At 66.4% G+C, this 22,324-nt stretch carries 16 protein-coding genes; 5 read left to right on the forward strand and 11 right to left on the reverse strand.

The features are described 5' to 3' along the window. Window positions 1–14: 14 nt before the first annotated feature. From M1D40_RS09895 to M1D40_RS09920, 6 genes are all read right to left on the reverse strand, one after another. A complete protein-coding gene (locus tag M1D40_RS09895; RefSeq protein WP_461168707.1) occupies window positions 15–683 on the reverse strand; it encodes a lysophospholipid acyltransferase family protein in 669 nt (222 codons plus the stop codon). Then, window positions 670–1,374, reverse strand: a complete 705-nt coding sequence (locus M1D40_RS09900; RefSeq protein ID WP_461168708.1) for an HAD hydrolase-like protein — start codon at window positions 1,372–1,374, stop codon at window positions 670–672. The genes M1D40_RS09895 and M1D40_RS09900 overlap by 14 nt, the downstream gene beginning before the upstream one ends. Window positions 1,375–1,484: 110 nt before the next feature. Beyond that, on the reverse strand, window positions 1,485–4,382 hold the full coding sequence (gene uvrA / locus M1D40_RS09905) for an excinuclease ABC subunit UvrA (protein WP_461171043.1): 2,898 nt from the start codon (window positions 4,380–4,382) through the stop codon (window positions 1,485–1,487). Window positions 4,383–4,457: 75 nt separating this feature from the next. Then, the gene (locus M1D40_RS09910; RefSeq protein WP_341395807.1) at window positions 4,458–4,835 is read right to left on the reverse strand and encodes a GntR family transcriptional regulator; all 378 of its coding nucleotides are present in this window, start codon (window positions 4,833–4,835) and stop codon (window positions 4,458–4,460) included. A 126-nt stretch (window positions 4,836–4,961) separates the two neighbouring features. Beyond that, window positions 4,962–6,965 (reverse strand): ABC transporter ATP-binding protein, encoded by a 2,004-nt coding sequence (locus M1D40_RS09915; protein WP_461171044.1) that lies wholly within the window; start codon window positions 6,963–6,965, stop codon window positions 4,962–4,964. Window positions 6,966–6,997: 32 nt separating this feature from the next. Beyond that, a complete protein-coding gene (locus M1D40_RS09920; RefSeq protein WP_461168709.1) occupies window positions 6,998–8,731 on the reverse strand; it encodes an ABC transporter ATP-binding protein in 1,734 nt (577 codons plus the stop codon). A 442-nt stretch (window positions 8,732–9,173) separates the two neighbouring features. Here M1D40_RS09920 and M1D40_RS09925 point away from each other — a divergent pair, with 442 nt between their 5' ends. After that, entirely contained in the window at window positions 9,174–9,812 is a 639-nt protein-coding gene (locus tag M1D40_RS09925) for an MBL fold metallo-hydrolase (protein ID WP_461168710.1), read from the forward strand. Between the two features lie 92 nt (window positions 9,813–9,904). Then, window positions 9,905–11,308 carry an APC family permease gene (locus M1D40_RS09930; RefSeq protein WP_461168711.1) on the forward strand — a complete coding sequence of 468 codons (1,404 nt, stop codon included), beginning with the start codon at window positions 9,905–9,907 and terminating at the stop codon, window positions 11,306–11,308. 35 nt (window positions 11,309–11,343) lie between these two features. Here M1D40_RS09930 and M1D40_RS09935 read toward each other — a convergent pair whose 3' ends face one another. Beyond that, window positions 11,344–12,123 carry a trans-aconitate 2-methyltransferase gene (locus M1D40_RS09935; protein WP_341395803.1) on the reverse strand — a complete coding sequence of 260 codons (780 nt, stop codon included), beginning with the start codon at window positions 12,121–12,123 and terminating at the stop codon, window positions 11,344–11,346. A gap of 135 nt (window positions 12,124–12,258) precedes the next feature. Here M1D40_RS09935 and M1D40_RS09940 point away from each other — a divergent pair, with 135 nt between their 5' ends. Genes M1D40_RS09940 through M1D40_RS09950 form a run of 3 tightly spaced genes read left to right on the forward strand, consistent with a single transcriptional unit; the run spans window position 12,259 to window position 16,643 of the window. Further along, window positions 12,259–14,799 (forward strand): DEAD/DEAH box helicase, encoded by a 2,541-nt coding sequence (locus tag M1D40_RS09940; protein ID WP_341395801.1) that lies wholly within the window; start codon window positions 12,259–12,261, stop codon window positions 14,797–14,799. Window positions 14,800–14,808: 9 nt separating this feature from the next. Next, window positions 14,809–15,333 (forward strand): GNAT family N-acetyltransferase, encoded by a 525-nt coding sequence (locus tag M1D40_RS09945; RefSeq protein ID WP_461168712.1) that lies wholly within the window; start codon window positions 14,809–14,811, stop codon window positions 15,331–15,333. Beyond that, the gene (locus M1D40_RS09950; RefSeq protein WP_461168713.1) at window positions 15,330–16,643 is read left to right on the forward strand and encodes an alpha/beta fold hydrolase; all 1,314 of its coding nucleotides are present in this window, start codon (window positions 15,330–15,332) and stop codon (window positions 16,641–16,643) included. Before M1D40_RS09945 ends, M1D40_RS09950 begins: the two co-directional genes overlap by 4 nt. Before the next feature lie 118 nt (window positions 16,644–16,761). Here the strand turns inward: M1D40_RS09950 and M1D40_RS09955 are convergent, their stop codons facing one another. From M1D40_RS09955 to M1D40_RS09970, 4 genes are all read right to left on the reverse strand, one after another. Continuing rightward, complete coding sequence (locus M1D40_RS09955) at window positions 16,762–17,982, reverse strand: TerC family protein (protein ID WP_461168714.1); 1,221 nt, start codon at window positions 17,980–17,982, stop codon at window positions 16,762–16,764. A 361-nt stretch (window positions 17,983–18,343) separates the two neighbouring features. After that, window positions 18,344–18,982 (reverse strand): sarcosine oxidase subunit gamma, encoded by a 639-nt coding sequence (locus M1D40_RS09960; RefSeq protein ID WP_461168715.1) that lies wholly within the window; start codon window positions 18,980–18,982, stop codon window positions 18,344–18,346. After that, entirely contained in the window at window positions 18,975–21,932 is a 2,958-nt protein-coding gene (locus M1D40_RS09965) for a 2Fe-2S iron-sulfur cluster-binding protein (RefSeq protein ID WP_461168716.1), read from the reverse strand. Before M1D40_RS09965 ends, M1D40_RS09960 begins: the two co-directional genes overlap by 8 nt. Continuing rightward, complete coding sequence (locus M1D40_RS09970) at window positions 21,929–22,306, reverse strand: sarcosine oxidase subunit delta (protein ID WP_461168717.1); 378 nt, start codon at window positions 22,304–22,306, stop codon at window positions 21,929–21,931. Before M1D40_RS09970 ends, M1D40_RS09965 begins: the two co-directional genes overlap by 4 nt. Between the last annotated feature and the right edge of the window lie 18 nt (window positions 22,307–22,324).

Raw genomic sequence — 22,324 nt, forward strand, 5'->3', positions numbered from 1 at the left:
CGGTTGCCCCGGGCTTACCCTTCGGGCTTGCTCTGGTTGTAGCTGCCGGAGCGCTCCTGCCCGGAGAGCTCGGCGATGGCGTCCATGACCCGGTCGGTGGCCTGCCGGCGGGCCGGCAGCGCGTGGTCCGGTCCGGTTTTCTGGAAGTAGAGCGGCCGGCCCACCTTCATCGTGAAGTGCTGCGGTTTGATCCATTTCCTGCCCGCAGGCTGCAGGTTCTCGGTGCCGATGAGTCCCACCGGAACGACCGGCGCGCCGGAGGTGAGGGCCAGCCAGCCGACGCCGGTGCGGCCGCGGTACAGCAGGCCGTCGCGGGAACGGGTCCCCTCCGGGTAGATGCCGATGCCGCTTCCTTCTTCCAGCCGGTCCAGGAGGGTTTTCAGGGCTGCCACGGAGGCGGCCTGCTGGCCGCGTTCCACGGGGATGGACCCTACGCCCTCGAAAAAGGTCCGCATGGCCGCGCCCTTGAAGCCGGTGCCGGTGAAGTATTCCGCCTTGGCGAAGAACGCAACCGGCCGGGGCATCAGCGCCTGCGTAAGCACGCTGTCCAGGAAAGAGAGGTGGTTGGCGGCGACGATGAACGCTCCGTCGGCGGGCACGTTCTCCAGTCCGATGACGGTGGGCCGGCACAGGCCGGCGATCAGTCCCCGGGTTGAGGCCCGGGTCAGGTCATACACGCCCATGCGCGATGTCCCCTTCCTGCAGGCGGAAGCCCTCGAGCTCCGCCAGCAGTTCTTCGGCCGATCCGACGACGGCGGCGGGGCCTGCCGCGGCAAGCTCGCCGTCGGCGGCAAAGCCCCAGGAAACCCCGATGCATTCCAGGCCGTTGGCCGCCGCGCCGTGGACATCATGCCGGCGGTCGCCCACCATCACGGCGCGGTCGTAGCGGCCGGACTGCCGTTCCAGCGCGGCGCGGATGATGGCGGCTTTGCCGTCCAGGGCCGCGGCGGCCTGCTCGTCGGCGGGCGAGCCGTGCACGGAGTCGAACAGCCCGGAAAGTCCCTGCACCCGGAGCAGCTCATGGGCCAGCGGCTCCGGTTTCTGGGTGGCAACGGCCACTGCGGTGCCCCGGGCACGCAGCGCTTCGACAGCTTCGGCGATGCCGGGGTAGGGGCGGCTCTGCGCCATTCCGGTCTCCCGGTAACCGGCCCGGTAGCGCGCAACGACGTCGTCGACAAGCCCCTCGGGAACGCCGGCAATCTCCCGCAGCGACGTGACGAGCGCGGGCCCGACCATCCGCTGCAGTTCCGCCGCCGGGGGTACGGGCAGGCCGCACGCTTCGAGGGCGGCGCTGATGCCGCCGGTGATGCTGCCTGCCGGATCCACAAGGGTTCCGTCCAGGTCAAAGAGTACTAGGAGCCGGGATTCTTTCACCGGGACAGTTTCCCACACCTGCGGCCGGGTACGGAAAAAGGCATTCCCGGCGGGGAATACCTTTTTCCGTAATGTCCGGCAGATTTACCGGTTGATAAGGCGTGCGGGGTTTATGCCGCTCCCTTTTGCTTTTCGAACAATTCGGCCAGGAACCGGCCGGTGTGGCTGACCTCGGAGGCAGCCACCTTTTCCGGTGTTCCGGTGGCAATCACCTGTCCGCCGCCGTTTCCGCCTTCGGGACCCATGTCGATGATCCAGTCGGCGCTCTTGATGACGTCAAGGTTGTGCTCGATGGTGATCACCGTGTTGCCCTTGTCCACCAGTCCCTGCAGGACCAGCAGCAGCTTGCGGACGTCTTCGAAATGCAGTCCGGTGGTGGGTTCATCCAGCACGTACACGCTGCGCCCGTTGGACCGCTTCTGCAGCTCGGCGGCAAGCTTCACGCGCTGCGCCTCGCCGCCCGAGAGGGTGGTGGCCGGCTGCCCGAGCCGGACGTAGCCCAGGCCAACGTCAACCAGCGTGTTCAGGTGCCGGGCGATCGGCGAGAACGCGGCAAAGAACTCAGCTGCCTCCTCGATGGACATGCCCAGGACCTCGGCGATGTTTTTGCCCTTGTAGTGCACCTCGAGGGTTTCGCGGTTGAACCGCCCGCCGTGGCACACCTCGCAGGGCACATAGACGTCCGGCAGGAAGTTCATCTCGATCTTCAGCGTTCCGTCGCCGTGGCAGGCTTCGCAGCGCCCGCCCTTGACGTTGAAGGAGAACCGGCCCGGGAGGTAGCCGCGGACCTTGGACTCGTTGGTCTCCGCGAACAGCTTGCGGATGTGGTCCCAGACGCCGGTGTACGTGGCCGGGTTGGACCGCGGCGTGCGCCCGATGGGGCTCTGGTCCACATGGATGACCTTGTCGAGGTTCTCCAGGCCGTCGATGCGCAGGTGCCGGCCTGCCACGTGCTTGGCGCCGTTGAGCTTGGCGGCCAGCGTCTTGTAGAGGATGTCGTTGATCAGGGTGGATTTACCCGATCCGCTGACCCCCGTCACCGCGGTGAAAACACCCAGCGGAATGGAGACATCGATGTTGCGCAGGTTGTTCTCCCGCGCCCCGACAATCTTCAGCTGGCGTGACTTGTCCACCTTGCGGCGCTTGGCCGGAATCTCGATTTTGCGGCGCCCGGACAGGTACGCGCCGGTCAGGGACCGCTCGTTGGTGAGCAGGTCCGCCAGGGAACCCGAGTGCACCACTTCGCCGCCGCGTTCACCGGCGCCCGGTCCGATGTCCACAACCCAGTCGGCTTCGTGAATGGTGTCTTCGTCATGCTCCACGACAATCAGGGTGTTGCCGAGGTTCCGCAGCCGGGCCAGAGTTTCGATCAGCCGCCGGTTGTCCTTCTGGTGCAGGCCGATGGACGGCTCGTCGAGGACATACAGCACCCCCACGAGTCCGGAACCGATCTGGGTGGCCAGCCGGATCCGCTGCGCCTCGCCGCCGGAGAGCGTGGCGGCTGCCCGCTCCAGGCTCAGGTACTCCAGCCCGACGTCGAGCAGGAAGGTCAGGCGCGCCAGGATTTCCTTCAGCACCTGGTCGCCGATGCGGGCTTCACGGGCGGTGAGGTCCAGTCCGCCGAGGAACTCCGCCGCCTCGCGCAGCGGCAGGGCTGCCACCTGGGCGATGTTCTTCCCGTTGATCAGCACGGACAGTGACGCCGGGTTCAGCCGCGCTCCGCCGCACTCGGGGCACGGGGTTTCCCGCATGTACTCCTCGTACCGGTCGCGGGCGCTGTCGGATTCGGTTTCCAGGTGCTTGCGGTGGATGTAGGAGATGACGCCTTCAAAGCCGGTGCTGTACTTGCGCTCCCGGCCGAAGCGGTTCTTGTACTGGACCACCACCTTGTGGTCCTTGCCGTTGAGGATCGCTTCGCGGGCCTTCGCCGGCAGCTTCTTCCACGGCACGTCCATGGAGAAGTCCATCTCCTTGGCCAGGCCGGCCAGCAGCCGGTTCCAGTACTCCAGGGTTGCGTTGCCCAGGGCCCAGGGAGCCACGGCCCCGGCGGCCAGGCTCAGGTTGGGGTTGGGGATCACCAGTTCCTCGTCAACCTCCAGCCGGCTGCCGATGCCGGTGCAGACCGGGCAGGCACCAAAGGGGTTGTTGAAGGAGAAGGACCGGGGTTCGATTTCGTCGATCGCCAGCGGGTGCTCGTTCGGGCAGGCCAGGTGTTCGGAGAACGCCCGAATCCTGTCCTCGCTCTTTTCGTCGACATCCACGAAGTCGGCCAGGATGCGTCCGTCGGCCAGGCCGAGCGCGGTTTCCACCGAGTCGGTCAGCCGCTGCCGGATACCGTCCTTGGCCACGAGCCGGTCCACCACCACCTCGATGGTGTGCTTGTACTGCTTGCCCAGCTTCGGCGGGTCGGAGAGCTGGACCTGCTTGCCGTCAACTTTGGCGCGGGAGTAGCCCTTGGCAGCGAGCCCCTGGAAGAGGTCAACGAATTCGCCCTTGCGGCCGCGCACCACCGGGGCCAGGATCTGGAACCGGGTGCCTTCGGGAAGTTCGAGCAGCTGGTCGACAATCTGCTGCGGAGTCTGGCGCGAGACCGGCTCGCCGCACACCGGGCAGAACGGGGTCCCGACGCGCGCCCAGAGCAGGCGCATGTAGTCGTAGATCTCGGTAATGGTGCCAACGGTGGAGCGCGGGTTCTTGGAGGTGGACTTCTGGTCGATGGACACCGCCGGGGAGAGGCCTTCAATGAAGTCCACATCCGGCTTGTCCACCTGCCCGAGGAACATGCGTGCATAGGAGGAGAGCGACTCGACGTAACGGCGCTGCCCTTCGGCGAAGATCGTGTCGAAGGCCAGGGAGGACTTTCCGGACCCGGACAGGCCGGTGAAGACAATCATCGCGTCGCGCGGCAAATCCAGATCCACGTTGCGCAGGTTGTGTTCCCGGGCGCCCTTGACGACCAGGCGGGAAAGATCATTGCCGCGGTGCGGCTCGTTGGCACTATCGGCCATCAAAGAGGTAGCTGTAGACACAATTTCCACTGTAGTTCACCGTTTGGTTCGAAGATGTATTCGACGCCGCAGTGTTCACCGCAGGCGAAGAGCCGTCTCGACATAGGTCATGGCTTCCTGCGGATCGAGGCCGTTGGCGCGGACGGAGTCAGCAAAGACGGCCGCTGCCTCGGCCACCCGGCGCCGTCCGTTGTCCCCCGCTGCTGCAATGACGGTGCCTGCCCGCGAGCGCGTGGTGACCACTTCGGCCTGTTCCAGTTCGCGGTAGGCACGGGCGACCGTGTTGACCGCCAGGCCGAGCCGGGCGGCGAGCGCGCGCACGGGCGGAAGACGGGTTCCGACGGCGAGGCGTCCCTCATTGGCAGCATCCAGGATCTGGACCCGCAGCTGTTCGAAGGGGGGAACGGTGCTTGTGCCGTCGATGCGGACCCAGGACAGGACGTCGTCGCTCATGGGACCGCCTTCATGTTCGGGAGCTGGAGCCGCCTCGAGGATGACGGCGGCAGGTCTGGTGCAGCGGGTTCTCGCTTGCTGCAGTTCCATTTTGCCACGCCGGTGCCTGTTCCGCCGGGAGGCAGGTCACGGCGGGGAGCCTGTCCCCTCCCCCGTGCCGGCATCCGCATCACCGGCATCACCGGCATCACCGACATCCGCAGGCTCCGCGAACTGGGAGCGGTACAGCTGTGCGTAGAATCCCTCGGCGTCCAGCAGCGCCCCGTGGGTTCCCTGCTCGACAATCTCACCGTTCCTCACCACCAGGATCACGTCCGCGTCGCGGATGGTGGAGAGCCGGTGGGCGATGACGAAGCTGGTGCGGGCTTCCCGCAAGGCGTTCATGGCCAGCCGGATGGAGATCTCCGTCCGCGTGTCCACCGAGCTGGTGGCCTCGTCCAGGACCAGGATGGACGGGTTCGCCAGCCAGGCCCGGGCTATGGTGATCAGCTGCCGCTGCCCCTGGCTCAGCGAGCCGCCGTCGTTCCCCAGGACGGTGTCATACCCCTCGGGCAGCGAGCGCACAAAGTGGTCCACGTGGGTTGCCCGAGCGGCCCGGACTATCTGCTCGTCCGTGACGCCGGGGGCGCCGTAGGCAAGGTTCTCCCGGATTGTTCCTTCGAAGAGCCAGGCGTCCTGGAGGACCATGCCGATGTTCTTCCGCACATCGTCCCGCCGCATCCGGGCCGTGTCGACGCCGTCTATGGTGATCCGCCCCGCGTCGATGTCATAAAAACGCATGAGCAGGTTCACCAGGGTGGTCTTCCCCGCCCCCGTGGGACCGACAATGGCCACCGTCTGCCCGGGTTCCGCCACGAAGGACAGGTCCCGGATCAGCGGGGCGTCGGGCGAGTAGCTGAAATCCACGTGCTCAAAGGCCACGCGGCCCCGGACGGCGGGCAGAGTCAGCGGATCTGCCGGATCAGGCTCCTGCTCGCGGTCGTCCAAAAGTTCGAACACACGTTCGGCTGAGGCTACGCCTGACTGCAGCATGTTGATCAGAGAGCCAATCTGTCCCAGAGGCTGGGAGAACTGGCGGCTGTACTGGACGAAGGCCTGCACGCCGCCGATTGAGAGCCGCCCGTTGGCCACCAGGATGCCGCCCACCACGGCAACCGCCACATAGTTCAGATTCGAGATGAACTGCATGGTGGGCATGATGACGCCGGAAACGAACTGTGCCTTGAAGGAAGAGCGGTAGAGGGCCTCGTTGGCCGGGCGGAAGCCTGCCACGACCCGTTCCTGCTGTCCGAAGGCCTTCACCACGTCCTGGGCGCTGAACATTTCCTCGATGTACCCGTTCACCTCCCCCGTGGACTTCCACTGCTGCATGAACTGCACCTGCGAGCGCTTGGCAATCAGCACGGTGACGACGGCGGAGACCGGCACCGTGACCACGGCGATCAGTGCCAGCAGCGGAGACAGCCACAGCATCATGCCCAGCACCCCCACGATGGTCAGCACCGACGTAATGATCTGGGTCAGGGTCTGGGAGAGCGTCTGGGCCAGGTTGTCGATGTCGTTGGTGACCCGGCTGAGCACGTCCCCGCGGGATTCGCGCTGGAAGTGGGACATGGGCAGCCGGAACAGCTTGCCGTCCACGTCCTTCCGCAGCCGGTACATGGCGTTCTGCACCACCCGCGCCGTAACGCGTGCCTGCAGCCAGCCGAAGAAGAACGCAGCAGTATAGATGCCCAGCACCCCCAGCACCAGTACCCGCAGCCTGCCGAAGTCCACCCCTGCCCCGGGCACCACGTCCATGGCGGCGAGCATGTCCGCCAGCTGGTTCTCCCCGGCGCTGCGCAGCTCCCGGACCTGCTCGTCCTTGCTGGTTCCCGGCTCAAGCCCGGCGCCGATCACGCCGTCGAAGATGACGTTGGTGGCTTCCCCCAGGATCCGCGGAGCGGTGACCGCGAGCGCCACGGAGACGACGGCGGCAACCAGCACCAGTGCCAGCCGGAGCCGGTCCGGGGCCATCAGGGACAGAATCCGTTTCACGCTGGCCCGGAAGTTCAGCGGTTTGGCCGCCGGAGCATGCCCGCCGTGTCCTCCCCCATGTCCTCCCCCGCGTCCTCCCCCATGCCCGCGCATTACCGGGCGGGGGCCGCCGCGTGCCGGGGCGCTCACTGCACTTCCTCCGCCGTGAGCTGTGATTCGACGATTTCCCGGTAGGTGGGCGAGGAATCCATCAGCTCGGCGTGCGTCCCCTGCCCGGCAATCCGTCCTTCCTCCAGTACGACTATCCGTCCGGCGTCGGTGATCGTGTTGACCCGCTGGGCGACGATCAGCACGGTGGAGTTGCGGGTGCGCTGTTTGAGTGCGGCCCGGAGCCGGGCGTCCGTCGCGAAGTCCAGCGCGGAGAAGCTGTCGTCGAACAGGTAGACGGAGGGCCGGACCACCAGCGCCCGGGCGATGGCCAGGCGCTGCCGCTGGCCTCCGGAGAAGTTGCCGCCGCCCTGCTCCACCCGGTGTTCCAGCGCCCCCTCGGACGCACGGACAAAATCGGCCGCCTGGGCGATCTCGAGGGCTTCCCAGAGTTCGGCGTCGGTGGCGTCCGGTTTGCCGAAGCGCAGGTTGGAGCCGATGGTCCCGGAAAACAGGTAGGCCTTCTGCGGCACCAGGCCGATGCCGCTGCGCAGCGAGTGCAGCGTGACTTCCTCGATGTCCTGGCCGTCGATGCTGATTCCCCCCGACGTGGCGTCCAGCAGCCGGGGCACCAGGTTCAGCAGTGTGGACTTGCCGGCCCCCGTGGATCCGATGATCGCCGTGGTCCTGCCTGACTCCGCAGTGAAGGAGATCCCGTGCAGCACCGGCGCCTCCGCCCCCGGGTAGGTATAGCCGACGCCGTCGAACACCAGGGTTCCGCCGTCGAACACCAGCGGCACGGCCGCCGGGGCATCATGGACCGTGCTCTCGGTATCCAGGACCTCGTAAATGCGTTCGGCACAGACGGCCGCGCGCGGGAGCATCATGATCATGAACATGGACATCATCACGGCCATCAGGATCTGCATGATGTAGGCAATGAATGCCGTGAGCGCGCCGATCTGCATCTGGCCGGAGTCAATGCGGTAGGCGCCCAGCCACACCACCGCAACGGAAGCCAGGTTCGCCACGAGCATCGCGGCGGGGAAGAGCAGCGCCATGTACTGCGCCGTCCGCAGCTGGGTGCCGGTCAGGTCCGCGTTGGCGGTGTCGAAGCGGGCCTCTTCGGTGCGCTCCCGGACAAAGGCCCGGATCACCGCAATGCCCATGATCTGTTCGCGCAGCACCGAGTTCACCCGGTCGATCTGCTTCTGGGCACGGCGGAACAGCGGAATCAGGCGGCGCAGCACCAGCCCGATCACCGCAAAAAGGACCGGCAGGATCAGCAGCAGGATCCCGGACAGCGGCACATCCTGGTTCAGTGCCAGCACCACCCCGCCGATCCCCATGATCGGCGCGGAAACCATCACGGTGAATGTCATCAGCAGGGCCATCTGCACCTGCTGCACGTCGTTGGTGGTGCGGGTGATCAGGGACGGGGCACCGAAGACGCCTACTTCCCGGGAGGAAAAGGATTCCACCGTGGTGAACAGGCTGTCGCGGATGTTCCGGCCCACGCTCATGGCCACCCGGGCGGCAAAGTACGTGGCGGTGACCGCGCAGAGGACCTGCCCGGCGGTAATGGCCAGCATCCAGCCGCCCAGCCCCAGGATGACGCCCGTGTCCGCCACGACGACGCCGCGGTCAATAATGTCGGCATTCAGGGTGGGCAGGTACAGCGTTGCCGCGGTCTGCAAAAACTGCAGGATAACGACGGCGGCCACCGCGCCCTTGTAGGGAGCCAGGTTCTGCCGGATAAGCCGTACGAGCACGCTTTCCTCCCGGACCGGCCGGTTCCAGCACCGGCACCATCCGAACGTACGCCGCCGCACCCGGGCAGGCAATACCCGGCTGCCGGCGCGCTAAGGCGGATGTTCCCCGGCAGGGCTGGCAGCCGGGCGCCGACAGGCCGGGCCGGGCCGGGCCGCACCTGCGAGCGCCTGTGCCTCCGGACGCCTGTGCCTCCGGACGGGCGCGGCAGTGATTCCCGCACTGGTTCCCACTCTTTGTTACCTCACGGGACTGGTGTGACCCCAGCTGTCTCAAGAGCCACAAGCAGTGGGAACGCGTGCGGGGAAGGCGGCGGGAGGACCCCATCGTGAGTCGGGCCGGCTCGCCTGCATCGGCGAGCGCACCGGGTGCGGCGCCGGGGCATCGGCGAGCGCGGACACCCCTGCCCTGTGCGAGCCGCCCCCCGCAACTAGACTTACCGGCATGATTGATTTGGAGAAAGTCACCATCCGCAGCCGGTCCGTGGGCAGCATGGACAACAACGTCTACGTCATTACCGCCAAGGACACCGGAGCCCAGGTGCTCATTGACGCCGCCGATGATTTCGCCGCGATCCGGGAACTCCTGGCCGAAGCCGCCGGAGATGCCGCCGCACCCGCCGAAGTGCAGCTGATCATCACCACGCACAGCCACTGGGACCATGTCCGTGCCCTCGCCGAAGCCGCTGCTGCCACCGGCGCGCGAACCGCCGCCGGCAGCGAGGACATCCCGGACATCGAGGTGCCCACCGACGTGCCGCTGGAGCACGGGGACGTCAGGGCCTTCAACGGCTTCGAACTGGAAGCGATCAAGCTGCGCGGGCATACTCCCGGATCGGTGGCACTGCTGTACCGCGACCCGAGCGGACCGGCCCATCTCTTCACCGGAGATTCCCTGTTCCCCGGCGGCCTGGGCAACACGCAGAAGGATCCGGAGCGGTTTGCGTCCCTCTACGCAGATGTATTCGAACGCGTGTTCGAATACCTGCCGGACGACACCGTCGTCCACCCCGGGCACGGGGCCGGCACCACCCTCGGTGCGGAGCGCCCCCACCTGCAGGAATGGAAGCAACGCGGCTGGTAGCAGCCCGTTTGCCGGATGCTCCGTTGACCCCCGCTGTTTGACGGCCTTACGCTCCAGAGGGACCCCTTCGGACCGGATGAGAGCGTGGCCCCGTGGCAAATTCACAGTCATCGACGTCCGGGCCGGCCGGTGCCGCGACACCTCAGATCGGGCTGCTGGCCTGCGTGGCCTTCGGTGTCGGCACCACTGTGGGCGGCGGGGTCTTCACGCTTTCCGGAACGGCAGTGAACCTTGCCGGGCCGGGCGCAGTCCTGAGTTACATCATTGCGGGCGTTGTGATGGTCCTGTGTGCACTGTCCTTCATAGTGGTTTCCACCCGGGCCGCGGATGGCGAATCAGGATACGGCCCGGTCGGCACCATTCTGAGCCCCTTCTGGCGGTTCATTGTGATGTGGGCCTTCTATCTCAACGGCGCCACGATCGTTGCCTACCTGGTGGATTCCTTCGGGGACTATCTGCACGAGTACTTCCTCCCGGCGATCGGGACGCTGGCGCTCGCGCTCGCCGCCACCGCACTGGTGACGGCCCTGAACCTGGGCCCGACGGCGCTGGTTGCCAAAGCTGAAACGTGGATCGTGGGTATCAAGCTTGCCCTGCTCGTCCTGTTTGCCGTCTGGGGCCTGACCGAGCTGCGGCCGGATGCAGTGGACCGCCCGCTGCCGCAGGGCACCGGCGGGGTGTTCTCCGCCGCCGCCCTCCTGTTCACCGCCTACACCGGCTTCAACGTCATTACAAACATGGCCGGGTCGGTGAAGAACCCCCGCAAAACCGTTCCGCGCGCCATCCTGCTGACGCTGCTGGTGTCGGGCCTGATCTATCTGGGAACAGTGCTGGCCATGATGGCCAGCGGACTTACCGTCTTTACCGCCACCGGAGTGTCACAGGCTGCGGAAATCGTCATGGGGTCGTGGGGCGGGCTCCTGGTGGCTTTCGCCGCCTGCCTGTCCACGCTCTCCGGCGCCAACGCCAACGTGCTGGGCGCCTCCGAAATTATCCTGCGCATGGTGGCGCGCGGCGATGTGCCCCCTGCGCTGGGGCGGCACAGCCGCAGCGGGCACCCCTATGTCAGTGTTCTGCTGCTGGGCGCCATCACGGTCCTGCTGGTATTGCTCAACGACACCACCTTTGTGGTCTCCATCGCCAACGTCGCCGCCATCCTGGCCATGATCGTGGTGAGCGTTGCGGCCGCCGTGCTCGGATTCCGCAAGTGGCCCGGTGAGGGAGCAAGGCTCCCTCTCGGCCCGGTCATACCCGTCCTTGCGGTGCTGGCGGCGGCAAGCCAGCTGCCCTCCCTAAGCCCGGCGGCGCTGCTTACCGGGTTCCTGCTCACCGGCTTGGGCGGCGCGCTGTATCTGGCCCGGCACTGGGACCGCGGAGGTGCCGGCAGCCGGGACCACGCCAATGAGCAGATTGACGCCCTGAACACTCCGTTGATGAAAGCCGCACGCTCCCGTCCCCCGGTGGGGCGCAGCCACGGCTCCCGCCGGTACTCCTAGCCCCGCCGGCGCTGGGAGTACCGTGGTTGACCCGTTCAGCCTCTCTTGTGCCCCACCATGAAGATGCGGCGGAACGGAAAGACCGTGCCCCATGAACGTTCGGGATACGCCTTCCGCAGCAGCGCTGCATACTGCTCTTCGAAGCGGGAGAAATCCTGCGGGTCCAAAGCAGCGATGACGGGACGCAGGGCGGTTCCGCGGACCCACTCCAGCACCGGGTCCCTGCCCTGCAGGACCTGCGAGTAGCTCGTCTCCCACACATCGGCCTCAAAGCCGGCCTCCGTCAGCAGCCCGAGGTAGTCTTCCGGCTCATCCACGGCATCCGCGTGGCGAAGGACTCCGTCCAGCTTGTCCGCCCACTCGGCGCCCGCTGCCAGCTCCCGCATCAGGGCGTGGGAAGGAGCTCCAAAGTTTCCCGGCACCTGCACCGCCAGCCAGGCACCGCCGTCGAGCTGCTTGGCCCAGCGGCGGATCAAATCCTGGTGCCCCGGCACCCACTGCAGGGCGGCGTTGGAGACCACCACGTCCGTTCCGGGCTCCGGATCCCAGTCCTCGATGCCCGCCTGTACAAAGTCCAGATTGTCCGGGGCCTGCTCCAGTGCACGGGCCTGCTCCACCATGTCCTGCGAGGAGTCGACGCCCGTGACCCGTGCCCCGGGCCAGCGGGAGGCGAGCGCCGCCGTCAACGGCCCCGGACCGCAGCCCAGATCAACAACCCTGCGCGGGTTGTCGGCGGCAATGCGGGCCGTGAGGTCGAAAAACGGCCGGTCGCGGTGCGAGGAGAACTGTGTGTACTTCCGAGGATCCCATTTCATGCCGCCGAGCCTAGCAGCGCTGCCCGCACCGGGCGGGCCGGCTGTCACGGAACGCAACGACCGGCCCCCGCTTCTCTCAGGCCCAGCTGCCGGCGGTCTGCAGTGCGCTGCCGCGCCCGATAGTCTGGTATGGACATGAAACTTCTTGAACAGCTTGCCTCCGGCCCGTCCAGTACCCGCACCATCGACCCCGACGAGACGTACACGTCCTTCCTGGAATGGGTCGAGAGCCGGGGCATGTCGCTGTACCCGGCGCAGGATGAAGCGGTGATGGAGCTGGTGACGGGCAACAACGTCATCCTGGCCACCCCCACCGGCTCGGGCAAGTCCATGGTGGCCATCGCGGCACACTTCCACGCCATGGCGCACGACGAGCGCAGCTACTACACCGCGCCCATCAAGGCCCTGGTGTCGGAGAAGTTCTTCGCACTGTGCGAGATCTTCGGTGCCGAGAACGTCGGGATGGTCACCGGTGACTCCTCCGTGAACAAGGACGCCCCGATCATCTGCTGCACCGCGGAGATCCTGGCCAACATTGCCCTGCGCGAAGGTCCCGACGCGGACCTCGGCACCGTGATCATGGACGAATTCCATTTCTACTCCGACCCGCAGCGCGGCTGGGCCTGGCAGGTGCCGCTGCTGGAGCTGCCGCAGGCACAGTTCCTGCTGATGTCCGCCACCCTGGGCGACATGACCCGGATCGCGAATGAACTCAGCGAGCTCACCAACCGGGACACGGTCACGGTCTCCTCGGTGCAGCGCCCCATCCCGCTGCACTACTACTACGTGGAAACCCCGGTGCAGGAGTCCCTGGAGGAGCTGCTGGCCACCAAGCAGGTTCCGGTCTACGTGGTGCACTTCTCCCAGATCGAAGCCATTGACCGGGCCCAGGCCCTGATGAGCATCAACGTCTGCACCCGCGAGGAAAAGGACAAAATTGCCGAGCTGATTGCCGGGTTCCGGTTTGCCCCGGGATTCGGGAAGACCCTGAACCGGCTGGTCCGGCACGGCATCGGCGTGCACCACGCCGGCATGCTGCCCAAGTACCGCCGTCTGGTGGAGCAGCTGGCCCAGGCCGGGCTGCTGAAGGTCATCTGCGGCACCGACACCCTCGGCGTCGGCATCAATGTACCCATCCGCACCGTGCTGATCACCGCGCTGTCCAAGTACGACGGCACCCGGACCCGGCCGCTGAAGGTCCGCGAGTTCCACCAGATCGCGGGCCGCGCCGGGCGGGCCGGCTACGACACGGCGGGCACCGTCGTCGTGCAGGCACCGGAACACGTCATTGAAAACGTGAAGGCGATGGCCAAGGCGCACGCCAAGTTCGGCGACGACCAGAAGAAACTGCGCCAGGTGGTGAAGAAGAAGCCGCAGGCCGGCTTTGTGTCCTGGGGCAAGCCCACCTTCGAGAAGCTGGTGGACGGCACCCCGGAGCCGCTGACCTCCAGCTTCAACATCACCCACTCCATGCTGCTGAACCTGCTGGAACGTCCGGGCGATCCGTTCACGGCTGCCAAGAAGCTGCTCACCAACAACCACGAGACCCGGTCCTCGCAGCTGGCGCTGATGAAAAAGGCGCTGAGCATCTACCGCGAGCTGAAGACCGCCGGCATTGTGGAGGTGCTGCCCGAACCCGACGCCGACGGCCGCACCGTCCGCCTGAAAGTGCATCTGCAGCCGAACTTCGCCCTGAACCAGCCGCTGTCCCCGTTTGCGATGGCCTCCCTGGAGATCCTGGACCCGGACAGCCCGTCCTACGCCCTGGACGTGGTGTCCGTGATCGAAGCGATCATGGAAAAGCCCCGGCAGGTCCTCTCCGCGCAGGAGAAGAAGGCCCGCGGGGAGGCGATCGCCGCCATGAAGTCCCAGGGCATCGAGTACGACGAGCGGATGGCCCTGCTGGAGGAAGTCACCTACCCGCAGCCGCTGGCGGAGCTGCTGGAGCAGTCCTTCGAGGTATACCGCTCGGGTGCGCCCTGGCTGGGCGAGTTCGAGCTCAGTCCCAAGTCCATCGTCCGGGACATGTACGAGCGGGCCATGAGCTTCGGCGAGTACGTCCAGTTCTACTCCCTGGCCCGCTCCGAAGGGGTGCTGCTGCGCTACCTCTCGGACACCTACAAGGCGCTGCTGCACACAGTGCCGCCGGAGCGGCTCCGTGAAGATCTGGAAGACATCATCGAGTGGCTGGGCGAGCTGGTCCGGCAGACCGACTCCTCCTTGCTGGACGAATGGGAGGAGCTCACCAACGGCATTAACCCGGACGCCTCGGCTGAACCGGTCCTGCCTCCGGTGCCGGATCGCCTCACCGCCAATGTGCGGGCCTTCCGGGTCATGGTCCGCAACGAAATGTTCCAGCGCGTGAAGCTCTTCGCCGATGAGGACGACCGCGCCCTGGGCGAGCTCGACGGCGACGCCGGCTGGGACGCCGACCGCTGGGCCGACGTGCTCGATGCCTACTTCGAGGAACATGAGGACATCGACGACGGCCCCGACGGGCGCGGGCCAAACCTGTTGATCATCAAGGAGCTTCCGGGCAAATGGGAGGTGCGGCAGATCTTCAAGGATCCGGCCAACCACTTGGACTGGGGCATCAATGCCGAGGTTGACCTCGCGGCATCGGACGACGCCGGAGCTCCCGTCATCAAGGTGATCCACGCGGGCCGCCTCGATTAGGCTGAAGCCATGCAGATCCGCCCCGCACGCCCCGAAGACGTCCCTGTCATCCTTGAACTCATCCACGACCTGGCGATTTACGAAAAAGAACCGCATGCCGTCAAGAACACGGTGCAGGGTCTGGAGAAGAACCTGTTCGGGGAGCATCCGGCCATCTTTGCCCACGTTGCCGAGGAAGCCGGAGAAGTGCAGGGTTTCGCACTCTGGTTCCTGAACTACTCCACCTGGGAGGGCGTGCACGGCATCTACCTGGAGGACCTGTACGTCCGCCCGGCGGCCCGGGGCAAGGGCGCCGGGAAGGCGCTGCTGCGCACGCTGGCGGAAATCGCCGTCGAGCGCGGGTATGCCCGGGTGGAATGGTGCGTGCTGAACTGGAACGAGCCGTCCATCCGTTTTTATGACTCGCTGGGGGCCCGTCCGCAGGACGAGTGGACCACGTACCGCCTCACCGGCCCCGCCCTGGAGTCCTTCGGCGGCGCTGCGGCCGCTGCGGAAGCGGCATCGGAACAAGCCGCATCGGAACAGCCGGCATGAGCGTTCCGCACACCGCCTCGGCACCGTACACCGTCCGCGGAATGCGGGTCACCGACCACCGCTTCACCGTTCCGCTGGATCACGCCCGGCCCGGCGGCGAGACCATCACGGTATTCGCCCGGGAATACTCGGACGCGGCGATGCCGCAGCCCGAGGCGGAGGAACTGCCCTGGCTCCTGTACCTGCAGGGCGGTCCCGGCGGGAAGGGCAACCGGCTCCTGCAGTTCGGCGGCTGGACCAGGGCTGCAGCCAAGCACTTCCGCATCCTGATGCTCGACCAGCGCGGCACGGGGCTATCCACCCCGGCAAACCGGCAAACCCTGCCGCTGCGCGGAGACGCCGCAGCGCAGGCTGATTATCTGGCCCGTTTCCGGGCCGACTCGATCGTGGCTGACGCAGAACTGATCCGGGCAGCCCTGGGCTCAGGTCCGTGGACCACCTACGGTCAAAGCTACGGCGGATTCTGCACCCTGACCTATTTGTCCTTTGCTCCGCACGGACTCCGGGAATCCCTCATCACCGGCGGGCTGGCGCCGCTCACCGGACCTGCGGAACGCGTCTACCGTGCGACGTTCCGGCGGGTTGCTGCCCGCAACGCCGAGTACTTCGCCAAGTATCCGCAGGACCGCGTGCTGACCACCCGGATTGCCCGGCATCTGAGCGAGGCACCGGAGTTCCTGCCCTCCGGAGAGCGCCTGACCGTGCAGCGCTTCCAGATGGCCGGGTCCTTCCTGGGCGGCAACACCCGCATGGACGGGCTGCACTACCTGCTGCAGGAGGCGTTTGTTCCCACACCGGACGGCGAACGGCTCAGCGACACTTTCCTGGAAGCGGTCCACGGGCTGGTGAGCCGGGCGTCCAACCCGCTGTACGCGGTGATGCACGAATCCATCTACGGCCAGGGGGCTGCCACCAACTGGGCTGCCGCGCGTGTGCTGGAGGAGTTTCCGGAGTTCAAGCCCGTCGCCGGGGAGCCGCTGTACACCGGTGAGATGGTCTATCCCTGGTACTTTGACGAGGACCCGGCGCTGGCTCCGCTGAAGGAGACGGCTGAGCTGCTGGCGGTACGCCGGGACTGGCCGGCGCTGTACGACACCGAACAGCTCGCCCGGAACAGTGTTCCCGTGGCAGCGGCCGTCTACACCGACGACATTTACGTGGACCGCGACCTGTCGCTGGAAACGGCCGCAGCGGTGCGCGGTCTGCAGGTCTGGGAAAGCGCCGACTTCCACCACGACGGGATCGCCGACGACGGCGAGGGCATCTTTAACCGCCTGCTCGGGATGGTGCGGGACGAGCCGCAGCCGTAAACAGCCGGAGCCGTAACCACAAAGCGCCGCCCTCCTTCGGGAGGGCGGCGCTTGCTGTTTGTACTGCGTTTATTGTGGTGCGGTTTATTGTGGTGCGGTTTATTGTTGTGCGGTGCTGCTACTGCTCGGTCTGGTCCTTCACCGGCGCAGGGTTCTGCAGGCGCGGGTTGCTGGCCCGGAACTCCTCCTTGGCCTGGTCCGAGATTTCCGGCATTTCGACGTCGTTGCGGTCCTTGGCAACCGTGGATGCGGTGCGGTAGCTTTCGGCGACCTTGTCGTAGGCTTCCACCCGCTCCTCGTGCGGGGCGTCTTCCTCGAGGTTGCGGTACACCTTCAGCGCATTCTCCAGAGTGGCAACGGCCTGGACGGCCTTCGCCTTGGGGCTGAGCAGCGATGCCACCGTGGCAATGACGATGGTGCCGAGAATCACGGCCAGCGACACGAAGGTGGGGATTTCGGGAGCCCAGGCAACATGCTCGCCGCCGTTGATGAACGGCAGCTCGTTGACGTGCAGCGCGTGCAGGATCAGCTTCACACCGATGAACGCCAGGATGACGGACAGGCCGTGCTTGAGGTAGATGAGCCGGTCCATCAGGCCGCCCAGCAGGAAGTACAGCTGGCGCAGGCCCATCAGGGCGAAGATGTTGGCGGTGAAGACAATGAAGGCACTCTGCGTCAGGCCGAAGATGGCCGGGATGGAGTCCACGGCGAACATCAGGTCGGTGACGCCGATGGTGATGAAGACGATCAGCATCGGGGTGAAGACCTTCTTGCCGTCCACCACGGTGCGGATCTTGCCCTGATCGTACTTGTCCGTCATGGGAAGGACGCGGCGCAGCTTGCCGATCAGCTTGTTGTCGCTGCCTTCTTCTTCGTCCTCGCCGTTGTCGGTCGCCTGCTTGTAGGCGGTCCAGAGCAGGAAGGCGCCGAAGATGAAGAACACCCAGCTGAAGTTTTCGATGACGGCGGCACCGATGATGATGAAGATGCCGCGCAGGATCAGCGCGATGATGATGCCGAACATCAGCACTTCCTGCTGGTACTTACGCGGTACCGAGAAGCGGGCCATGATGATGATGAAGACAAACAGGTTGTCGATGCTCAGGCTGTATTCGGTGACCCAGCCGGCAACGAACTGGCTGCCGTATTCCGGTCCGGTGAATACAAACATGGCACCGGCAAATGCCAGCGCGAGCCCGACATAGAAGCCAACCCACAGGCCGGCCTCCTTCATCGACGGCTCATGCGGACGTTTGACGACGAGGAGCAGGTCGAAGAGCAGGACGATCCCGAGGACGACAAAGGTGCCGACCTCAAAGACCACGGGTAATTCGGGCATGTAAATGGACCTTTCGGGCGCGACAGTGGGGCCGCAGGTCTCCCTGCGCCGCCAAGAAGTCTATCTCAGCAGGCCCCCGGCGCTCCACGACATTGGCGCCCGGGCTCCCCCGTGGCCGTCTCCTTATACTTGGAACTCATGTCCATGCCTGTTTCCCCGATGGCAGTGATGAGCTCCGGTCGCTGCTCTGACCCCGGAAGCTTTTTCCACCTCGACGGCAAGAGCAATCAGGTTGACCCGTTGCTGCCAGTATCTGGAGTCTCGGTCCTTGTCTTCCTCCAGCAGCCCGCATCGATCCGACCAGTGTGCGAGCTCGAAGATCCTATGCCGGTGGAAAAGAGGTCAAAAACTCCTACAGCCATCACGGAACCTCCGGCGAGGCGTACTCGTGCATGGCGTCCAGCAGCCACCGGCCCAGGAAGTCCGCGAAGGAGGCTCGGGGAAAGAGGCGGTAGCTTTCTTCCCCGGTCTTCTCAAGGATCACGGGGATGCCGCCCACCTCGGTGCTCAGCGCTGTTCCCAAGGGGAAACTGCGGGGGTGCAGGTCCAGCGAGCAGCCTTTTTCGAGGACGGCACGGGCCCGGATGCCGGAGAGTTCAAACGTAGTGCGGTTTGCGGACAGGTCCACCACCTGGCCCGGGGCTCCGCCCACGGCGGCGGTAAGGGAACCGATAAGGTTTCCGCCGAGCGAATCGTGGGCTTCTTCCGGTGCGACCGCCAGGAACTCGGACGGCCCCAGCCAAAGGACGCTGACGCCGTCGGCGCCGCCCACCTCGCCGCAGCGGGCCGGCAGGCTGCCGGCCACCGCGGCGACCCGTGCGCCTTCCTCTGAGTGCGGGTCCACCCGGATGCCCGCCATCGTCTGAAACGGTTGCTCATCGAGGACCACCACCCCCTCGATGGAGCCGGCTTCCAGCGCGGCGGCCAGATGGGAGGCGGGGCTGCGCCGGAGGCCGCGGAGTCTGATATTGATGCCGTTCAGTGCTGCTGTGTCAGCCATCCCTGCGGGTCCCTTCGGGGTCGAAAAGCACGGTTTCGGCGACGATGACGTCAACGAACCGGTTCCCGGCGGCGGACACCAGAGTCTCCCCGATCCGGTTGCGGCCGTTCCTGATCAGTGCCAGGGCGAAGGGCCGGCCCAGGGCGGCACTGTGGTAGCTGGAGGTGACGAAACCCTGCATCGGGACGGGCCCCTGCGCGGGATCGAGCGGAATGCCTTTCTCGACGAGCTGGGTGCCCTCCGGCAGCCGCAGGGTCCGGTCCACAGGCAGCACGCTGACCAGGTGCCTGCGGTCCGTGCGTGCGGTGTCCGCGCGGGTGTAGGAACGCTTGCCGATGAAGTCCTTGACCTTGGAGACCGCCCAGTCCATGCCGGCATCCTGCGGAGTGACGGTGCCGTCGGTGTCCTGGCCGACGATGGGGTACCCCTTTTCGGCCCGGAGCACGTGCATGGTCTCCGTGCCGTACGGGGTGATGTTGAATTCGGCACCGGCCGCCGCCACATCCTGCCACGCGGCGAGCCCGTACCAGGACGGAACGTTAATCTCGTAGGCCAGTTCGCCGGAAAACGAGATCCGGCAGACCCGGGCCGGCACTCCGGAGGCAAGCGTCGTCTCCCGAAAGGCCATGAACGGGAAGGCCCCGGGCTCGAGTCCTCCGTCCGCCGCCAGAGCGGGGGCGACCTTCGTCAGCACGGCACGGGATTTCGGTCCGACGACGGCGATGGTGGTCCACTGTTCGGTGGCCGAGGTGCAGTGCACGTCGAGGTCCGGCCATTCGGTCTGCAGCCATTCCTCGAGCCAGTCGAGGATTCTCGCCGCTCCCCCGGTCGTGGTGGTCATCAAGTAACGGTCCTCGTCGAGACGCAGGGTCACGCCGTCGTCCAGGATCATCCCGTCCGCCGTGCACATCACACCGTACCGGGCAGAGCCCGGGGCGAGCTTCTTGAACGCATTGGTGTAGATACGGTTCAGGAATTCGCCGGCGTCCCTGCCCCGGATTTCGATCTTGCCCAGGGTGGTGGCGTCCATAAAGCCCACGGACTCCCGGACCGCGGTGCACTCGCGGAGAACCGCGGCGTCCATATCCTCACCGGGCTGCGGGAAGTACCAAGGGCGTTTCCACTGCCCGACATCCTCGAACAGGGCCCCGTGATTCACATGCCAGGAGTGAATGGAGGTCACCCGGGCGGGATCGAAGAGGTCACCGCGCTGGCGGCCGGCCAGGGCGGCGAACGCCACCGGGGTGAAGGGCGCGCGGTAGGTGGTCGTGCCGATGTCGCCGATGCCGCGGGTTACTTCGCCGGCAACCCGGAGGGCGGCGGCGATGACGCCGATCGCGTTGACGCCTGATGTCTTTCCCTGGTCGTTGGCGGTGCTGATGGAGGTGTAGCGCTTGATGTGCTCCACTGAGCGCATGCCCGCGCCGGTGGAACGCAGGACGTCGGCTACGGACTGGTCGCGCTGGAAGTCGACGAAGTGGTGATGCCAGTCTTCCGGTGTGCCTTCCTCACCGGGAACCAGCCACAACTGGCGGATGGGCGCGGAAGCCGTCGGTTCGCCGAGCGGTACAGGCGCGGCAGCGGCGCTGAACCCTGCGGCGATGGCGGCCGCAGCTCCGGCTGAGATCCCTTCGGCAATACAGTCGGCGGGGTCGAAGCTGCCACGGCCGGAGCCTGCGATCTGCTGGTTTGGGACATTGCTGCCCGGCACGAAAGCCGCCAGGCCATCGTCCCAGCGCAGCTTGCCCTGCCGCTGGGAATGCAAATGAACTACGGGGCTCCAGCCGCCGGAGACGGCCAGCAGGTCACAGGCGATGTGCTCAATGTTGGAGGTAAGCTCGCCGTCGTCGTCGATGCCGCGGACAGTCACACCGGTCAGGCGTCCGGCGTCGCCGGCCGTACCGGTGTCCGCGGCAGTGTTGGCCACTGCGCTTCCGGCCAGCACCCGCGTGCCGGCTTCGACGGCGGCAGCAGCCACAGCGGTGAGGTGTGGACGGGCGTCCACGACAGCTGCAATCTCGACTCCGGCGGCGCGCAGGTCCCCCGCCAGAGCGTAAGCGCTGTCGTTCGTGGTGCTGATGACGACGCGCTGTCCCGCGGCCACAGCGTAGCGGTTGAGGTAGCTGCGGACAGCGGAGGCCAGCATGATGCCGGGGCGGTCGTTGTTCTCGAAGACCAGCGGACGCTCATGTGCGCCGGGCGCCAGCACCACCTGCGCGGCACGGATATGCCAGATGCGCTGCCGGGACACCCCGGGCGCGGCCGGGGAGGGAAGGTGGTCGGTGCGGCTCTGGACGGCGATGACGTAATTCGCGTCGTAGGCACCGAACGCGGTGGTCCGGTTGAGAACGGTGGATTCGGGGGCTGAAACGAGCTCCGCTTCGACGTCGGCCACCCATTCTGGAGCTGTCATGCCTTCGATGCTCTCGGCCAGTCCGGAAGCAGTGGAACCGGACAGCAGGGATCCGCCGAGCTCGGGCTGATCGTCCAGGAGCATGACCCGGGCGCCGGTGCGGACAGCTTCCCGGGCAGCTGCCAGTCCCGCCGGTCCTCCGCCGATGACCAGGACGTCGGTGTGCACGTACTTCTTGTCATACTCTGCGCGGTCATCCTCCGGGTCCAGTCTGCCCAGGCCGTTGAGCAGCTCCGCGTCCAGGCCGTCCACGAGAGTGACCGTAGTGGCGGGCAGCATGGACTCGGCCACCTGACCGGGGAAGCGCGGCTGCACCTTGACCAGGGCGTTCGATTCCTCGACTCCGGCGGACAAGATACCCCGGGGCCGGCCCTCGTACAGCGAGTTGCCGACGGCGATGCGGCCGTTGGCGAGCAGGGCGGAGGCGAGGGTGTCCCCGGGGTGGCCGGAGAACTCTTCGCCGTCGACGGTGAAACGCCAGGAGATGGTGCGGTCGATGCGTCCGCCGGCTGCAAGGCGCGAGCTCCGGGCAGTCATTTGGGGGCTCCTTCCGAAGCTGTGTCGGCGGTTGTTGATGCGGCAGCGGTGCTGTCAGCTGCGGTGCTGGCAGCGCCGGATTCGGCGGCGGGCGGGAAGGACCGATCCGGCCGGGGCGCACCCATGGGGTAGACAGCCTTGATGTCATAGGTGACGGTGTCGCGGAGCATGTTGAACCACTGCCGGCAACCGGTACTGTGCAGCCAGCGTTCGGCGAAGGTGCCCCTGGTGTTATCCCTGTAGAACAGGAACTCAGCCCACTCGCGCTCGCTCAGCTCGTGAGGGTTCTTCGGGTAGGGCACGTGGGCCTGGCCGCCGTAGTGGAACTCGGTTTCATCGCGGGAGCCGCAGTTGGGGCAGGAGATGAGCAGCATGTGCGTCCTCTTTCGGGA

It is taken from the genome of Arthrobacter sp. Z1-15 (assembly GCF_054792395.1).

Bases quoted from the DNA above. Each gene is read 5' to 3' on its own strand.
- M1D40_RS09895 (WP_461168707.1), bottom strand. From the start codon at position 683: ATGGGCGTGTATGACCTGACCCGGGCCTCAACCCGGGGACTGATCGCC.
- uvrA (WP_461171043.1), bottom strand. From the start codon at position 4,382: ATGGCCGATAGTGCCAACGAGCCGCACCGCGGCAATGATCTTTCCCGC.
- M1D40_RS09910 (WP_341395807.1), bottom strand. From the start codon at position 4,835: ATGAGCGACGACGTCCTGTCCTGGGTCCGCATCGACGGCACAAGCACC.
- M1D40_RS09915 (WP_461171044.1), bottom strand. From the start codon at position 6,965: ATGCGCGGGCATGGGGGAGGACGCGGGGGAGGACATGGGGGAGGACAC.
- M1D40_RS09925 (WP_461168710.1), top strand. From the start codon at position 9,174: ATGATTGATTTGGAGAAAGTCACCATCCGCAGCCGGTCCGTGGGCAGC.
- M1D40_RS09935 (WP_341395803.1), bottom strand. From the start codon at position 12,123: ATGAAATGGGATCCTCGGAAGTACACACAGTTCTCCTCGCACCGCGAC.
- M1D40_RS09940 (WP_341395801.1), top strand. From the start codon at position 12,259: ATGAAACTTCTTGAACAGCTTGCCTCCGGCCCGTCCAGTACCCGCACC.
- M1D40_RS09945 (WP_461168712.1), top strand. From the start codon at position 14,809: ATGCAGATCCGCCCCGCACGCCCCGAAGACGTCCCTGTCATCCTTGAA.
- M1D40_RS09950 (WP_461168713.1), top strand. From the start codon at position 15,330: ATGAGCGTTCCGCACACCGCCTCGGCACCGTACACCGTCCGCGGAATG.
- M1D40_RS09955 (WP_461168714.1), bottom strand. From the start codon at position 17,982: ATGCCCGAATTACCCGTGGTCTTTGAGGTCGGCACCTTTGTCGTCCTC.
- M1D40_RS09960 (WP_461168715.1), bottom strand. From the start codon at position 18,982: ATGGCTGACACAGCAGCACTGAACGGCATCAATATCAGACTCCGCGGC.
- M1D40_RS09965 (WP_461168716.1), bottom strand. From the start codon at position 21,932: ATGACTGCCCGGAGCTCGCGCCTTGCAGCCGGCGGACGCATCGACCGC.
- M1D40_RS09970 (WP_461168717.1), bottom strand. From the start codon at position 22,306: ATGCTGCTCATCTCCTGCCCCAACTGCGGCTCCCGCGATGAAACCGAG.